15 protein-coding genes are annotated in these 15,081 nt (G+C 71.6%); 10 read left to right on the top strand and 5 right to left on the bottom strand.

Annotated features, from left to right (window positions below):
* Positions 1-44 precede the first annotated feature (44 nt).
* Positions 45-1,319: a CynX/NimT family MFS transporter gene (locus tag ABD346_RS02305; protein ID WP_344371059.1), complete on the top strand. Its 1,275-nt coding sequence runs from the start codon at positions 45-47 to the stop codon at positions 1,317-1,319.
* Positions 1,320-1,335: 16 nt separating this feature from the next.
* Here ABD346_RS02305 and ABD346_RS02300 read toward each other — a convergent pair whose 3' ends face one another.
* Genes ABD346_RS02300 through ABD346_RS02285 form a run of 4 tightly spaced genes read right to left on the bottom strand, consistent with a single transcriptional unit; the run spans position 1,336 to position 4,923 of the window.
* Positions 1,336-2,055, bottom strand: coding sequence for an ABC transporter permease (locus tag ABD346_RS02300; RefSeq protein WP_344371058.1), 720 nt, complete (start codon positions 2,053-2,055; stop codon positions 1,336-1,338).
* Positions 2,056-2,085: 30 nt separating this feature from the next.
* The gene (locus ABD346_RS02295) at positions 2,086-2,997 is read right to left on the bottom strand and encodes an ABC transporter ATP-binding protein (RefSeq protein WP_344371057.1); all 912 of its coding nucleotides are present in this window, start codon (positions 2,995-2,997) and stop codon (positions 2,086-2,088) included.
* Positions 2,994-3,881 carry an ABC transporter permease gene (locus tag ABD346_RS02290; RefSeq protein WP_344371056.1) on the bottom strand — a complete coding sequence of 296 codons (888 nt, stop codon included), beginning with the start codon at positions 3,879-3,881 and terminating at the stop codon, positions 2,994-2,996. Before ABD346_RS02290 ends, ABD346_RS02295 begins: the two co-directional genes overlap by 4 nt.
* Positions 3,871-4,923: an ABC transporter ATP-binding protein gene (locus ABD346_RS02285; protein ID WP_344371054.1), complete on the bottom strand. Its 1,053-nt coding sequence runs from the start codon at positions 4,921-4,923 to the stop codon at positions 3,871-3,873. Before ABD346_RS02285 ends, ABD346_RS02290 begins: the two co-directional genes overlap by 11 nt.
* A 223-nt stretch (positions 4,924-5,146) precedes the next feature.
* Here ABD346_RS02285 and ABD346_RS02280 point away from each other — a divergent pair, with 223 nt between their 5' ends.
* Genes ABD346_RS02280 through ABD346_RS02265 form a run of 4 tightly spaced genes read left to right on the top strand, consistent with a single transcriptional unit; the run spans position 5,147 to position 9,661 of the window.
* Positions 5,147-5,995, top strand: coding sequence for a M24 family metallopeptidase (locus tag ABD346_RS02280; protein WP_344371052.1), 849 nt, complete (start codon positions 5,147-5,149; stop codon positions 5,993-5,995).
* Positions 5,996-6,006: 11 nt separating this feature from the next.
* Positions 6,007-7,767, top strand: coding sequence for an SDR family oxidoreductase (locus tag ABD346_RS02275; RefSeq protein WP_344371210.1), 1,761 nt, complete (start codon positions 6,007-6,009; stop codon positions 7,765-7,767).
* Positions 7,764-8,696, top strand: coding sequence for a metal-dependent hydrolase (locus ABD346_RS02270; protein WP_344371050.1), 933 nt, complete (start codon positions 7,764-7,766; stop codon positions 8,694-8,696). Before ABD346_RS02275 ends, ABD346_RS02270 begins: the two co-directional genes overlap by 4 nt.
* A 5-nt stretch (positions 8,697-8,701) precedes the next feature.
* Positions 8,702-9,661 carry a MerR family transcriptional regulator gene (locus tag ABD346_RS02265; protein WP_381225113.1) on the top strand — a complete coding sequence of 320 codons (960 nt, stop codon included), beginning with the start codon at positions 8,702-8,704 and terminating at the stop codon, positions 9,659-9,661.
* A 266-nt stretch (positions 9,662-9,927) separates the two neighbouring features.
* Here ABD346_RS02265 and ABD346_RS02260 read toward each other — a convergent pair whose 3' ends face one another.
* A complete protein-coding gene (locus ABD346_RS02260) occupies positions 9,928-10,491 on the bottom strand; it encodes a hypothetical protein (RefSeq protein ID WP_344371048.1) in 564 nt (187 codons plus the stop codon).
* Positions 10,492-10,604: 113 nt separating this feature from the next.
* Here ABD346_RS02260 and ABD346_RS02255 point away from each other — a divergent pair, with 113 nt between their 5' ends.
* The 5 genes from ABD346_RS02255 (at position 10,605) to ABD346_RS02235 (ending at position 15,058) form a co-directional block, all read left to right on the top strand.
* Positions 10,605-11,120: a PadR family transcriptional regulator gene (locus ABD346_RS02255; protein ID WP_344371046.1), complete on the top strand. Its 516-nt coding sequence runs from the start codon at positions 10,605-10,607 to the stop codon at positions 11,118-11,120.
* Positions 11,121-11,197: 77 nt separating this feature from the next.
* On the top strand, positions 11,198-11,776 hold the full coding sequence (locus ABD346_RS02250; protein ID WP_344371044.1) for an RNA 2'-phosphotransferase: 579 nt from the start codon (positions 11,198-11,200) through the stop codon (positions 11,774-11,776).
* Positions 11,777-11,835: 59 nt separating this feature from the next.
* Positions 11,836-12,297: a hypothetical protein gene (locus ABD346_RS02245; protein WP_344371043.1), complete on the top strand. Its 462-nt coding sequence runs from the start codon at positions 11,836-11,838 to the stop codon at positions 12,295-12,297.
* A 228-nt stretch (positions 12,298-12,525) separates the two neighbouring features.
* Entirely contained in the window at positions 12,526-13,758 is a 1,233-nt protein-coding gene (gene glgA / locus ABD346_RS02240; protein ID WP_344371041.1) for a glycogen synthase, read from the top strand.
* A complete protein-coding gene (locus tag ABD346_RS02235; RefSeq protein ID WP_344371038.1) occupies positions 13,739-15,058 on the top strand; it encodes a cation:proton antiporter domain-containing protein in 1,320 nt (439 codons plus the stop codon). Before glgA ends, ABD346_RS02235 begins: the two co-directional genes overlap by 20 nt.
* Positions 15,059-15,081: the final 23 nt, after the last annotated feature.

The following is a 15,081-nucleotide window of genomic DNA, read 5'->3' as shown; positions in this document are numbered from 1 at the left end:
TCTGGACCCGTTCAAGTCTGAACTCATTGAGAAAGGTGCTTGTTTTGTCACGCCCGGATGCTGATCGCCTGCTGTTGCCCGATGCCGAGGCCGACGTACGGCCGTCGCCGCAGGGCGCCGCCGCGCGACGGGCACTGCTCGCGCATCCGGTGGTGCTGCTGGTCGGGATCGTGCTGGCGTCGCTGAACATGCGGGCCGCGCTGGCCAGCGTGTCGCCGCTGGTGAGCGAGATCAGCCAGTCGTTCGGCCTGTCCTCGACGGCGAGCAGCCTGGTCACCTCGGTGCCGGTGCTCTTCCTGGGGCTCGGCGCGCTGGTGGCACCCTGGCTGGCCCGCCGCTTCGGGAGCGAGCCGGTGCTGCTGTTCGCCCTGCTGCTCCTGGCCGTCGGGATCCTGGTGCGCGTCGCCCCGTCGGCGGTGGCGCTGTACGGCGGAGGCGTCCTCGTCGGCACGGCGATAGCCCTGCTCAACGTGCTGATGCCGGGCCTGATCAAGCGGGACTTCCCGGACAGGGCGGCGTCCATGACGTCGGTCTACACCGGCGCGATGATCGCTGGTGCGACGGTGGTGGCGGCCTCGTCCGTGCCGCTGGAGAAGGCGTTCGGCGGCAGCTGGGAGGCCTCCTTGGCGGTGTGGTCGCTGCTCGCGGTCCTCGCGGCGGTGGCCTGGCTGCCGCAGGTCCTGATCGCCCGCGGCCGTACGGGCCACGAGGTACGGACGGCGACGCCCTCGGCTTCTTCCGCCGCCGGGAAGAGCGTGTGGCGCTCGCCCCTCGCCTGGCAGGTCACCCTCCTCATGGGGCTCCAGTCGCTCTGGTCGTACGTACTGATCGCCTGGATGCCGACGATCTTCACGGACCACGGGATGAGCCGCTCCACGGCGGGCGTGATCTTCGCGTTCAACAACCTGATCCAGGTGGCCGGCGCGTTCGGCGTGCCGCTCCTGGCCGGCCGGATGCGCAGCCAGCGGCCGCTGATCGTCCTGGTCACCTCGCTGGTCGCGGCCGGTTACGCGGGCCTGATGGTCGCCCCGGTGAGCGGCGCGTGGCTGTGGGCGGCGGTCCTCGGCATCGGACAGGGCGGCGCGGTGGGCCTGGCACTCACGCTGATCGTGCTGCGCTCGGGCGATGCGCGGACGGCGGCCCAGCTGTCCGGCATGGCCCAGACGATCGGCTACCTGCTGGCCGCCGTCGGCCCCATCGCCGCGGGCGCGGTCCACCAGGCGACGGGCGGCTGGACCGTACCGATCGCCCTGGTCCTCGGTGTGTGCGCGGCGGCGCTGGCGGTGGGGCTGTTCGCGGCGCGGGACCGGACGGTTTGAGACCGGGAACCCCCGGTCACTCCTCCCCGGCCAGCTTCAGGGTGCGCAGCTTCTGGCCCGCGTACCAGGTGGCTGCCGCGGTCACGCCCACCAGGAGGACTACCGCGAGCGGCAGGCCCACGTCGGAGGAGATCACGCCGTTCTCTCCGATCCTCTGGGCCAGGGCGAGCGACCACTGCTGGACGCTCAGGGTGCGCGCGCCCGGCACCAGGTTGCCGAACAGCGACTCCCAGACCAGCGCGTACACCAGGCCGAAGACCACGGCGTGCCGGGTGACGGTGCCGAGCAGCAGGAAGACCGCGGCGTACGCGATGGACGCGACCAGGGCGGCCACGGTGTAGGCGATCGCGATCTGCTGGCCGTTGCCGTTCAGGATGAACCCGGCGATCAGCGTGGGAATCGCGGAGAACGCCATCGTCACGGCGATCGCGACGATCAGCTTGGTGAAGATGATCGTCGAGCGTTTCACCGGCTTGGCCAGCAGGTAGACGATCGAGCCGTCGTCGATCTCGGGGCCGATGGCGCCGGTGCCGGCGATGACACCGATCAGCGGCACCATCGTGGCCAGCGCGAAACTGCCGAGGAGATCGGCGGTGACCTGGTCGTCGGCTCCGCTGAAGGACCGTACGGCCACCGAGATCACGATCAGCAGGGCGGGCAGGACGAAGAGAATGGCGGCCCGGCGGCGGCCGAGCAGGGCCCGGTAGGTGAGCCGGGCGACGGTCGGGTTGTACATGGGAACGTCACCGCTCCTTTCTGAAGGCGCTCAGGCCGCTACGAGGTAGGAGAAGACGGATTCGAGGGATTCGTCGGAGGGCGAAACCGTAAGGAGGCGGATGCCGTTCGCCTTGGCCACCTGCGGGAGCAGCGTGGTGAACCGGCCGAAGTCGACGGCCTGGATGCGCAGCGCGCCCTCCTTGAGGTCGACCTCGATCCCGGCGGTCGACGGGTCGGCGATCAGCGCCGCGGCCAGCGCGCGGTCGTCACTGGAGCGGATCAGATAGCGGTGCGGGCGGTCCGTCATGAGGCGGCGGATCTTGCGGAAGTCGCCGCTGGCCGCGTGCCGTCCGGCGACGATGACCTCGATGTGCGAGGCGAGCTGCTCGACCTCTTCGAGGATGTGCGAGGAGAACAGGACCGTGCGGCCCTCGGCTCCCATCCGGCGCAGCAGGTTCATCAGTTGCATGCGCTGGCGTGGGTCCATGCCGTTGAACGGCTCGTCGAGCAGCAGCACCGACGGGTTGTGGACGAGGGCGGAGGCCATCTTGACGCGCTGGCGCATGCCCTTGCTGTACGTCTGGATCTTGCGGTCCTGTGCGTACTCCATCTCGACCGTGGCGAGCGCCTGCCCGGCCTCGCGGGCTCCGAGGCCGTGCAATTCGGCGTTGGCGACGACGAATTCGCGGCCCGTGAGGAAGTCGTACATGGCCTCCCTCTCGGGGACGATGCCGATCTTCTTGTAGACGGACTCGTTGCGCCAGATCTGCTCGCCGTCGAGCGTCACCGTTCCCGTGGAGGGGGCGAGGAAACCGCCCATCATGTTGATGAGGGTGGACTTTCCGGCGCCGTTGGGGCCGAGCAGTCCGGTCACGCCGGGGCCGATCGTCATGGTGACGTCGTTGACCGCCACCACGTTGCCGAACCAGCGTGAGGTGTGGTCGATGTCGATGGTGGTCACAGCCCGACCTTCCGGTAGCGGCGCATCAGGACGGCGTACGAGCCGTAGATGAGCGCGAGGACGACGAGCAGGTAGACCGCTCCGGTTCCGGATCCCGGGCCGTGGCCACCGGGGAAGTTGGAGCTCGCTCCGAGGAACGCGGTCTGTACGCCGTCGATGAGCGTGATGGGGGAGAACAGGCCGAGCCACTGGACCGCCCCGGGGGAGCCCTGGTTGAAGGCGATGGCCTGGACGGCGGAGACGGCACCGTAGGAGACCGTCAGGACGGCGATGACGGCGGCCACTCCGAAGCCGCGGCGCGGCGTCAACGCGGCGATGACCAGGCCGAGTCCGGCGAACAGGAGGGAGAGCAGTGCCACGGAGACCAGCCCCTGGGCGAACCCCTTGGTCTGGTCCGCGAAGTCGAGTTTGGCGAGCAGGGAGCCGATGTACAGCACCACCAGCGGCGCGCCGGTGATGAGGAACAGGGCCGAGGCCATGGCCGCGAACTTGGCCAGGACGTAGTCGAGGCGCTCGATCGGCCGCGAGAAGTACAGCGGCACCGTCTTGAAGCGCAGGTCGCGCGAGACGGTCTGGGGTGCCTGGGCCGCGATGAACAGGCCGATGACGGCCTGGAGGAAGATCGCGTACCGCGTGTACTGCACCGGCAGGTCGTTGGCCTTGGTGGCGACGGCGACCGCGACCATGATGGCCGCCGGCACGCACATCACCGCGAACAGCAGCATCGGCAGCACCTTGGACTTGGCACTGCGGCCGAGACCGTACGCCCCGCGCAGGGACTGCGAGAAGAGCGAGCGGCGGGCGTAGGCCCGGCCCAGGCGCGGCCCGTCGTAGTTGCGGTAGCCGATGTTGTGGATCTGGGTCTGGGCGCTGTCAGTTGGCATCGCGGCCGGCTCCCTTCTGCTCGGCGCCGGCCGCGGTGGCTGCCCATGCGGCGGCGCGTTCGGAGACCGGCTCCTGCGCCGGGGTCTGGAACACCTCGGCGATGTGGTGACGGCGCTGTTCCATCCGTACGAGACCGAGGCCGAGGTGGGCCACGGTGTCGCGGACCGTGTCGTAGGTGTCCGCGCCGGTGGCCTCGATGAGGAGGATGTGGCCGGCGCCCGGCAGTCCGTCCTCGACGCCCGCGTGCAGCGTGAGCCCGGCCGCGGCGAGTGCCTTGCGGACCGCCTCCGTGCCGTCGGGGTGGGCGTCGGAGTCGGTGACCTCGACCGCGAGGGTGGTGGTGGTCTGGGTGAAGTCGCTGGTGGAGCTGGAGCGGAGCAACTGGCCGCCGTCGATGACCACGACGTGGTCGCAGGTGCGCTCCAGCTCGCCCAGGAGGTGCGAGGTGACCAGGACCGAGATGCCGAAGTCGGTGTGGATGCGGCGGATCAGGCCGAGCATCTCGTCGCGGCCGACCGGGTCCAGGCCGTTGGTCGGCTCGTCGAGGAGGACCAGCTGGGGGTCGTGGACGAGCGCCTGGGCGAGCTTGACCCGCTGCTTCATGCCGGTCGAGTAGCCGCCGATGGGCCGGTAGCGCTCCTCGTAGAGGCCCACGTGGCGCAGTGTGTCGGCGGTTCGCTCGCGGGCCGCGGTGGCCGGCAGGCCCGACATCCGCGCCATGTGCACGACGAACTCGGTGGCCGAGACATCGGGGGGCAGGCAGTCGTGCTCCGGCATGTAGCCCACCCGCTCCCGGATGGCGCTGCCGCTGGTGGCCACGTCCAGGCCGAGCACGGCGGCGGTGCCCTCCGTGGCGGGCGAGAGACCCAGAAGGATCTTGATCAACGTGGACTTGCCGGCTCCGTTGGCGCCCACCAGCCCGGTCACGCCGGGGCCGATGTCCAACGAGAGCCGGTCAAGCGCGGTCACCCGGGGGAACCGCTTGCTCAGGCTTTCGGTCGCGATCACAGTCACGTCATCGACGGTAGTGGCGCAGGCCACACGAATCGTCAGCCCAGACGGCTGGATCCATGTCCGACTCCAGAGGTACGGGCCCGTAGGGGAACCCGTACGTGAGGCTGATGGGTCGCTGCCATGAGGGACGGAGTTGTCCACAAGCGGCCCGTTGTCCACAGGCTTGTGCAGGACCCTTGACGCAGCCGCCGGGCATTGTCACATTCATCAGTGTCAAGTTACGCACGCGTAGGGCGACAGGGGTGGACGGATGCCATCGGCACTGAAGGCTGAACCCGACGCGCGGCTGCGCGGGTTCAGGGAGGTACAGAGCCTCGCGTACGAGTGTGCGGAGGCGGTGGCCGCGCAGCTCAAGCCGGGGGTGACCGAGCGGGAGGCCGCGCGGATGCAGCGGGACTGGCTGCGCGAGCGGGGTGTGCGGGACTGGTTCCACCTGCCGTTCGCCTGGTTCGGCGACCGCACGGCGTTCGTCGGCTTCCGTATTCCGCTGCAGTTCTTCCCCACCAACCGGCGCCTGGAGGCGGGGATGCCCTTCATCCTCGACATGGCTCCGGTCTACAAGGGCTTCACCGCGGACATCGGCTACTCGGGCTGCCTCGGGCTGAACCCGGTGCACGACCGGCTGCTCGCCGACCTGGAGGCGCACCGCGAGCTGATCCTGCGCGAGGTGCGCGAGAAACGGCCGCTGCGCGAGATCTACGAGGACGTGGACCGGCTCATGGTCCGCCAGGGCTATGCCAACCGGCACCGCGCCTATCCGTTCGGCGTGATCGCCCACAAGATCGACCGGGTGAAGGAGCGCCGCTGGTCGCCGAACGTGTTCGGGTTCGGCACCCAGGCGCTGAAGGGCCTGGCGAGCGACGCGGTGCACGGCCACCGGGACGGCTGGTCGCCGCTGTGGTCCCCGTACAAGTTCTCCGACCACCCGCCGCAGCCGGGGCTGTGGGCGGTCGAGCCGCACCTCGGCTTCCGGGGTACGGGCGCGAAGTTCGAGGAGATCCTGGTGGTCACCGACTCCAGGGACCCGGAGCAGAGCGCGTTCTGGCTGGACGACGACCTGCCGCATGTGCGGCGCTGGGCCGAGGAGAAGGCGGCGTGAGCGTGACGAGCGTGAACATCGAGGGAGCGCGCGAGCGCTGGGTGCGGACCGGCGGCGTGGAGCTGTGCGTGGCGGAACTGGGCGACGAATCCCGGCCGACCGTGCTCCTGGTGCACGGCTACCCGGACAGCAAGGAGGTGTGGTCCAAGGTCGCCGAGCGGCTGGCCGAGCGCTTCCACGTGGTGCTGTACGACGTCCGCGGGCACGGCCGCTCCACGGCGCCGGCCCCGCTGCGCGGCGGGTTCACGCTGGAGAAGCTGACGGACGACTTCCTGGCGGTCGCGGATGCGGTGAGCCCCGACCGGCCGGTCCATCTGGTCGGCCACGACTGGGGTTCGGTGCAGGGCTGGGAGTTCGCGACCGTCGAGCGCACCGAGGGCCGCATAGCGTCCTTCACCTCGATGTCCGGCCCCTCTCTCGACCACTTCGGGCACTGGATCAAGAACCGGATGAGCCGCCCGACCCCACGCAAGGTGGGCCAGCTGCTCGGCCAGGGCGCCAAGTCCTGGTACGTCTACATGCTGCACACCCCGGTCCTGCCCGAGTTGGCCTGGCGGGGGCCGCTCGGCAAGCGCTGGCCCAAGATGCTCCAGCGTCTGGAGAACGTGCCCGCCGACGGCTACCCCACGGCCTCCCTCGCGCAGGACGCGGCGCACGGCGCCTGGCTCTACCGGGACAACGTCCGCGCCCGGCTGCGCCGTCCGCGCCCCGACGCGTACGCCCATGTGCCCGTCCAGCTGATCACGCCGCTCGACGACGCGTTCCTGTCGCCGAAGCTGTATGCCGAACTGGAGCACTGGGCACCCCGGTTGATCCGCCGCACCCTCCCCGCCAAGCACTGGATCCCGCGCACCAGGCCGGACCAACTGGCCGCCTGGATCAGCGAGTTCGTCCGCGCCAACGAGGACGGCACGCCGGCCGGGGACACCGTCGCCACCGGCCCGTACGCCGACCGGTTCGGCGGCCAGCTGGTGCTGGTCACGGGCGCGGCGAGCGGCATCGGCCGGGCCACGGCCTTCGCGTTCGCCGAGGCCGGGGCGCGGATCGTCGCCGTGGACCGGGACGCCGAGGGGGCGACGCGGACCGCGGAGATGTCCCGGCTGATCGGCGCGCCCGAGGCCTGGGGCGAGACCGTCGACGTCAGCGACGAGCAGGCGATGGAGAAGCTCGCCGAGAAGGTCGCCACCGAGTACGGCGTCGTCGACGTCCTGGTCAACAACGCCGGGATCGGGCTCTCGGGCTCGTTCTTCGACACCACGGCCGAGGACTGGAAGAAGGTCCTCGACGTCAATCTGTGGGGCGTCATCCACGGCTGCCGCATCTTCGGCAAGCAGATGGCCGAGCGCGGCCAGGGCGGCCACATCGTCAACACCGCGTCAGCCGCCGCCTATCAGCCGTCCCGGGCGCTGCCCGCGTACAGCACGTCGAAGGCCGCGGTGCTGATGCTCAGCGAGTGCCTGCGTGCCGAACTGGCAGGTCAGGGCATCGGTGTCTCGGCGATCTGCCCCGGCCTTGTCAACACCAACATCACCTCGACGACGCACTTCGCGGGCACCGACGCCCAGGAGGAGAAGCGCCTCCAGAAGAAGACCTCGCGCCTGTACGGGCTGCGCAACTTCCCGCCGGAGAAGGTCGCTTCGGCGATCCTGCGCGCCGTGGTGAAGAACCAGGCCGTGGTGCCGGTGACGCCCGAGGCACGGGGCGCCCACCTCATGTCCCGCTTCACGCCGAGGACGCTGCGCGCGATCGCCCGATTGGAGCCGCCGCTGTGAGTACGGAGCGCCGAGACGGCACGAAGGGCGAGGAGCACTACCGGATAGCCCCGCGCCGGGTCTCGTTCGACTGGGACCGGACACCGCTGCACTGGATACCGGACGAACCCACCGCCACCCATGTCATCAATGTGCTGCACCTGCTGCTTCCGGCGGGCGAGCGCTGGTTCGTGAAGGTGTTCAAGGAGGCCCTGCCCCTGGTCGAGGACCCGGTGCTGCTCAAGGACGTCAAGGGGTTCATGGGCCAGGAGGCCACCCACAGCGTCCAGCACGCCTACGTCCTGGACCACTTGGCGCATCAGCGGCTCGACACCGGGGCCTACACCCGGCACGTCGACTTCCTCTTCGAGAAGCTGCTCGGCGAGGCGCCGCCGTTCGGGGCGCCGATACCGACCCAGGAGTGGCTGCGCTTCCGGCTCTCTCTGATCGCCGCGATCGAGCAGTTCACGGCGGTCCTCGGCGACTGGGTGCTGCACGCCGAGGGGCTGGACCGGGCCGGCTCGGACCCGGTCATGCTCGATCTGCTGCGCTGGCACGGCGCGGAGGAGGTCGAGCACCGGGCGGTGGCCTTCGACATGTACCAGCACTGCGGCGGCACGGGCCTGCCCCGCTACGCCCGCCGGGTCGAGGGCATGGCGGTCGTCGCCCCGGTGCTGCTGTGGCTGTGGGTGTGGGGCGCCTCCTATCTGATGCGGCACGACCCGCGGCTCGCGGGCCGGACGCGCTACTCGCTGCGGGAGCACAACCGGGCCGTACGCCGCGGTCTGCTGCCCACCTGGAACGAGCTGGGCTCGGCCATACCCCGCTACTTCCGCCGGTCGTACCATCCCTCGCAGGAGGGCTCCCTGCGCAAGGCCGTCGAATACCTCGCGACCTCGCCGGCGGCCCGAGCGGCGGCGGGCGCGGTGGGCCGCGCCGCCCTGGGGTAGAGGGAGTGGGTTTGTCCGGGCAGTCAGCACTTCAGCAGGTGGCGCCGGCGGCGGTGCCGGCCGAGTACCGGATCGAGGACCTGGCGCATGCCAGCGGCGCCACGGTCCGCACCATCCGCGCCTACCAGGACCGGGGCCTGCTCCCCCGGCCCGAGCGGCGCGGCCGGTCCAATGTGTACGGCGACACCCACCTGGCCCGGCTGCACCAGATCGCCGACCTCCTCGACCGCGGCTACACCCTGGCCTCCATCAAGGAACTCCTGGAGGCCTGGGACGCCGGGCGGGGGCTCGGCGGCGTGCTCGGCCTGGTCGCCGAGGTCAGCGGACCCTGGACGGACGAGGAGGCCGCCCGCATCTCCCGCGCCGATCTCGACGAGACGTTCGGCGGCAACCCCGACGACAAGGCCGTAGCCGAAGCGGTGGAGCTCGGCATTCTGGTGCGTATCCCGGACAACGACGCCGAGTTCCTCGTCCCCAGCCCCCAAGAGCTGGCCGTGGCGGCCGAGTTGCATGCGGCCGGGGTGCCGCTCGACGCCATCTCCGGGCATCTGCGCGAGCTGCGCGGACAGGTCGAGCACATCGCTGCCCGCTTCCTCGACTTCACCACGGAACACGTCTTCGCCCGCTACCTGGGCCACCACCCGCCGACCGACACCGAGGCCGCCGAGGCGGCCGATCTGGTGCGCCGCCTGCGGCCGCTGGCCCAGCAGACCGTGGATGCCGAACTGGCCCGTGCCATGCGCCTGTTCGCGACCCGCCACCTCCAGAAGCACCTGGGCGCCCCGGCCGCCGCTCCCGTCGCACCCGACCCCGGGCCGGTGTCTCTCCCCGCCGGGACAGTTCGGGCGGTTCAGGATTTGGTGGGTCCCGACAAGGTAGCCGCGTTCATCACGGCAGCCACCGAACGAGAGGTACAGGCCCGCACCTTGGATGCCCTGTCCCTCTCAACACGGCATAGGGACTGACCACTCACACCACCAAATGCCCCACAAGTGGACCACTTTGGCCAAAGCTCCCTTATCCGGCGCCAGTTGTCCACAGCGCTGTCAAATTGCCTGTGGATAACGCGACTTTGCTGTGGAACAAACCCAACTGGCGCTCCCAATAAGGTGATTGCTGTCACGCCCTGCTCGATTTCTGTCACCGCTCGCCGAGCCCGTTGCCGTGGAAGCCGCACGGCGGGCCGGCGAGGTGCGGGGCGGCGGGGTTGGTGCGGCGGCGGGCGTGGCGGTCATCGTCGGGCGCCCTTCTGGACGGCGGCGCGGCGGGCGCGCTCCGGGTACCGGGCGGTGATCACGGCCGGGACGGCGAAGCCGGCGACCTGCACGGCGATCGACGCGGTGCTGCCCAGCGACTCGGCGTCGATGACGGCGAGCGCGGCGGCGGTCAGGGTGAAGGCGAGGGCCCACACCGAGGTGAGCACCACGTTGATCCGGACGAACACCGGCTGGGTCCACACCTCGCGCGGCGCCTGGCGCTTGGCTATCCCGGTGGTGAAGGGCTTGCGGACGGCCAGCGTGGCCCAGGCCGTCAGGGCCAGCCAGCCGGTGGCCAGCGCGCCGCCGTAGTCACGCAGCCCGCTGTCGGGAGCGGCGAAGGCGATGACGCTCAGCACGGCGAAGAAGGCGATCGTGGACTGCTCCAGGATCAGGGAGTCGGCGGACACGCCGCGCTTGCGGTCCATCGAGAAGAGACAGGCGCCGACGGCGAGGGCGGCGAGCGCGCCCCATTGCCAGTGCGCGCTCCCGACGGCGGCGAAGACGATCCACGGGATGAATCCGCGCAGGTAGTTCATGGGAGTCCCCTCTGTTCCGAGCTCTGCGACTCGGCTCCACATTCCAACTTCGACATGTCGAATGTAGAGCTTCCATCCTTGACGTGTCAACAGTGGAAGGTAGAGTGGAACGCATGAGCCTCCGCCATGCAGTCCTGGGCCTCCTCACCAACCGTCCGGCCAGCGGTTACGACCTGATGAAGCTGTTCGAGACCTCGCTCGCCCACGTCTGGTCGGCGACCCAGAGCCAGGTCTACGGAGAGCTGGGCAAACTCGCCGACGGCGGTCTGGTCGAGGTGTCCGCCGAGGGGCCGCGCGGGCGCAAAGAGTACGCGATCACCGAGGCGGGAAGATCCGAACTGCACCGCTGGCTCACGGAGGTTGAGCCGGTCCGCACCCGCCGCAGCGACTCCCTGCTCCGCGTCTTCTTCCTCGGCGAGCTGACCCGCGTCGAGGCGAAGACGTACCTCCTTACCGAGGCCGAGCGTTCGGCCCAGCAGCTCGCGGGCCTCAAGGAGGCGGAGTCGGCCATCGACTGGGGCGACGACCCGATCTCGGTGCACGGCCGGCTCGCCCTGGAGTACGGCAAGCGGCTCAGCGCGATGCACGAGGAGTGGGCCCGGTGGGCGGCGGAGCAGCTGGCTCCCTGACTCCCCGTTCCCTGACGGGGCGCGCCGCCAAGGAAATGGAGATGCCGGGCCCCCGTCCGGCCCGGCACCCTGGCGCCATGACGGAAACCCCGCCGGAGCCGCCGCGCGACAGCGAGCGGCCGCTCCCCGACGACAGACGCACCGTCAAGGTGTCCAAATACCTGTCCAAGCACCTGCGCCATCAGCCCGAACGGATCGGTATCGCCCTCGACCCGAACGGCTGGGTGGAGATCGACGTGCTGCTGCGGGCCGCCGCCGCGCATCGCTTCCCCATCACCCGAGCCGAGCTGGACCATGTCGTCGCCACCAACGACAAGCGGCGTTTCGCCGTGGAGGGCGGCCGGATCCGGGCCAGCCAGGGCCACACCGTGGCCGTGGACCTCGGCCTGCCGCCCGCGTACCTCTACCACGGCACCGTGGCCCGCAACCTGGACGCGATCCGCGCCGAGGGCCTGCGCCCCATGGACCGGCAGCACGTGCACCTCTCGCCCGACCGCGAGACCGCCACCCGGGTCGGCGCCCGCCGCGGCCGCCCGGTGATCCTGAGCGTGGACGCCGGCGCCATGCACCGGGCCGGCCGTGTCTTCCACGTCAGCGCCAACGGCGTCTGGCTCACGGACTGCGTACCGCCGGAGTATCTGCGACTGCCGGGCTGAGCCGTACCGCCGGGCGCCTGGGGCTGCTCGGCCGAGTCGTGCTTGGCATGATCGGTCCCATGACCCATCCCCATCTGCCCACCACGGAGTCCGTGGTCGCCGCGATCCGCGCGATCGCCGACGAGCACCGGCTGGCGGTCGAGGTCACCGACGACATCGGCGCCGACCGCACCTCACGCCGCACCTCGTCCGGGGCGTTCGCGATCGTCGATCCGGACGGTTCGCTGCCGCACGAGGCATACGTCGAACTCGGCGGCTCGCCCGCCGTGTCCGTCCGGGTCCATCCCGAGGACGACGCCCGGGTCACCGTCGACGGCGTGGAGTTCGACGACGTGCCGCGCGACGCCGTGCCCGCCTTCCTGCGCTCCGTCTACGGCGGGCTCGCCCACGTCAAGGGGCGGTTCTTCCCGCCGGGATGGTGGCTGGTCGTGCCGCTGCCCGGTGACGAGACGTACAAGGAGCTGGTCCTCGTCGGGCTCAGCCCGTGGATGAGCAGCCGGGTCCGCTCCCGCGGGAAGTAGCCCGCACGCCGAGCGGAGGCGGCCCTTCCGGGGCAGCGCGTCCACCCCGCCCGCCCCGTGCAGCCGCCCCACCACTCCCCTTCCTCGCCTAGCGTCGCCGGTGGGAGCTCCTCCCCCTTGCCGTCCGGGGCCGCCTCGGGGGCCGGGAATGCCCGCACGGGCGCGCCCGGTGGACCGCGGGGGGTGTGGACGGCGGCCTCGACAGCCGCTCGACATCAGGGAGTACGGATGAGTTCGCTCGCTTCGCAGGGCGCCGCGCCGCAGGGGGACAGGCTGCGCGTCGACCTCCTCACCAAGGAGTTCCCGCCGGAGGTGTACGGCGGGGCCGGGGTGCACGCCGGGGAGCTCGCCAAGGCGCTGCGCCCCCTGGTGGATCTGCGGGTGCACTGCTTCGGGGAGCCGCGCGGCGAGGCCGGGGTGACGGCGTATCAGGAGCCCGAGCTCGCGGCGGGAGCCAACGCGGCGCTGCGCACGCTCGGCGTCAACGTGGAGATGGCGGCCCGCACCGCCGGAACGGACCTGGTGCACAGCCACACCTGGTACGCCAACGCCGCGGGCCGACTCGCTCAGCTGGTGCACGGCGTGCCGCACGTGGTGACCACGCACAGCCTGGAGCCGCTGCGGCCCTGGAAGGCCGAGCAGCTGGGCGGCGGCTACGCGCTGTCCTCGCAGGTGGAGCGGGACGCGGTGGAGAACGCCGACGCGGTGATCGCGGTGTCGCGCCAGATGCGCGAGGACGTCCTCTGCAGCTACCCCGGCGTGGACCCCGGCCGGGTGCACGTGGTGCACAACGGCATCGACACCACCGTCCAGCGCCCCGACCACGGGACGGCCGCCCTGGAGCGGCACGGCATCGACCCGGACCGCCCGATCGTCCTGTTCGTGGGCCGGGTCACCCGGCAGAAGGGACTGCCCCAACTGCTGCGCGCCGCCTTCGCGTTCGACCCGTCCGCCCAGCTCGTGCTGTGCTGCGGCCAGCCCGACACACCCCGGATCGCCGCCGAGACGGCGGCCCTGGTGGACGAGCTGAGCGCGGTGCGCGACGGCGTGTTCCGCATCGACGGCATGCTCGACCCGGTCTCGCTGCGCCAACTCCTCACCCATGCCCAGGTGTTCGTCTGCCCGTCGCTCTACGAGCCGATGGGCATCGTCAACCTGGAGGCGATGGCCTGCGGCACGGCCGTGGTGGCCACCGCGACCGGCGGTATCCCGGAGGTCGTCGCGGACGGCACGACCGGGCTGCTCGTTCCGATCGAGCAGGAGCGGGACGGGAGCGGCACCCCGCTGGACCCGGAGCGGTTCGCCGCCGACTTCGCGACGGCCGTCAACCGGCTGCTCGGCGACGCCTCGCTGGCCGCGAAGATGGGCGCGGCGGGCCGGACGCGGGCCGAGGAACGATTCGGCTGGGAGCAGGCGGCCCGCTCCACGCACGCCGTCTACCGTGCCGTCCTCGACCGCTGAGCCGGTGACGGCCGCCGCCTCCTTCGGCACGCTCGATCCCACCGCCCGGCTGCTCTTCGCGCTGGCCGCCCTGCTGCTGCTCTGCCGGGCGGCCGGGGCGCTCGCCCGCCGGATCGGCCAGCCGCCGGTCCTGGCCGAGCTCGCGATCGCCGTCCTGCTCGGCCCCGGACTGCTCGGCGCGCTGCTCCCGCAGGCGCACCAGGCGCTGTTCGGCCCGGGGACACGGCCCGTTCTGGACGGTTTCGGGCAGCTCGGCGCGATCCTGCTCGCCCTGCGCACCGGCCGGATGCTCGGCGTGGGTGGCCCGCACCGGGACGGGCGCGGTAGCCCGGCGGACCGCGCACACCCTCCGCACGCGGACCCGAGGGAAGGCCGGGCGGTCGCCGTCGTCGGTGCCGTCTCCTTCCTGCTGCCGCTCACGGCCGGGGTGCTGTGCGGGCTGCTCCTGGCGCCCCGACTGCCGCACGGCAGGGGGCCGTTGGCGCTCGCGTTGTTCCTGGGCTGTGCGCTCGGTGTCACCGCGGTCCCCGTCCTGGTGCGCCTCCTGGAGGAGACGGGGCTCAGCGGCACCCCGGCGGGCCGCATCGCGCTGGGGGCCGCGGCGGTGGGCGACGCGGCGGCCTGGCTGGTCCTCGCGGTGGCGCTGGCCGTGGGCGGGGCGCTCACGCCCGGCGGGCTGTGGCTGACCGGCGCCGGAGTGCTCGTCCTCGTACCGCTCCTGAAGTGGCGCCCGCCCGCCGGTGCAGGGCGTCCCGCGGACGTGTCGCTCCTGGTGGCCGGGTGTGCGCTGGCCGCCGGGGCGTCCGCCGCTCTGGGGCTGCACCAGCTCGTCGGGGCGCTCGTCCTCGGGGTCCTGTGGGGACGGCGGCGCCCCGATCCCGGACCGGGGGCCGCCGCGGTGGGCGTGCTCGCGGACAAGGTGCTGCTGCCGTGCTTCTTCCTCGGGTTCGGGCAGCGGATCGGCCTCGGGGCGCCGGCCTGGACGCCCGCCTTCGCGGGCCTGGTGCTCGGCCTGCTCGCGGTGGCGGTGGCGGCCAAGGTGGTCGCGGGCGCGGCCTGCGGGGCGCTGTGCGGGCTCGCCGCCCCGCAGTGGCTGCGGCTCGGGGTGCTGATGAACGCACGCGGCATCACCGAGATCGTGGTGCTGACCGTGGGATACGACGCCGGGCTCATCGACCGGACGCTGCTGACCGCGCTCACCCTGGTGGCGCTGGCCACCACCGCCATGGCCGGGCCCGCGCTGCGGCTGCTCGACCGGCTCCGGCCGCTGCCCGCGGCCGAGCTGCCCGCACTCCCCTGACCGTACGAAGGAGCGCGCGAAAG

This window comes from Streptomyces mauvecolor (assembly GCF_039532965.1).
Lineage (GTDB): Bacteria > Actinomycetota > Actinomycetes > Streptomycetales > Streptomycetaceae > Streptomyces > Streptomyces violascens.
The sequence above is the reverse complement of the archived record's forward strand: the minus strand, read 5'-3'. Positions and strand labels throughout refer to the sequence as shown.

What these genes read in the sequence shown, in the direction of transcription:
- ABD346_RS02300 (WP_344371058.1), bottom strand. Translation starts at nt 2,055, where the DNA reads ATGTACAACCCGACCGTCGCCCGGCTCACCTACCGGGCCCTGCTCGGC.
- ABD346_RS02290 (WP_344371056.1), bottom strand. Translation starts at nt 3,881, where the DNA reads ATGCCAACTGACAGCGCCCAGACCCAGATCCACAACATCGGCTACCGC.
- ABD346_RS02280 (WP_344371052.1), top strand. Translation starts at nt 5,147, where the DNA reads ATGCCATCGGCACTGAAGGCTGAACCCGACGCGCGGCTGCGCGGGTTC.
- ABD346_RS02260 (WP_344371048.1), bottom strand. Translation starts at nt 10,491, where the DNA reads ATGAACTACCTGCGCGGATTCATCCCGTGGATCGTCTTCGCCGCCGTC.
- ABD346_RS02255 (WP_344371046.1), top strand. Translation starts at nt 10,605, where the DNA reads ATGAGCCTCCGCCATGCAGTCCTGGGCCTCCTCACCAACCGTCCGGCC.
- ABD346_RS02250 (WP_344371044.1), top strand. Translation starts at nt 11,198, where the DNA reads ATGACGGAAACCCCGCCGGAGCCGCCGCGCGACAGCGAGCGGCCGCTC.
- ABD346_RS02245 (WP_344371043.1), top strand. Translation starts at nt 11,836, where the DNA reads ATGACCCATCCCCATCTGCCCACCACGGAGTCCGTGGTCGCCGCGATC.
- glgA (WP_344371041.1), top strand. Translation starts at nt 12,526, where the DNA reads ATGAGTTCGCTCGCTTCGCAGGGCGCCGCGCCGCAGGGGGACAGGCTG.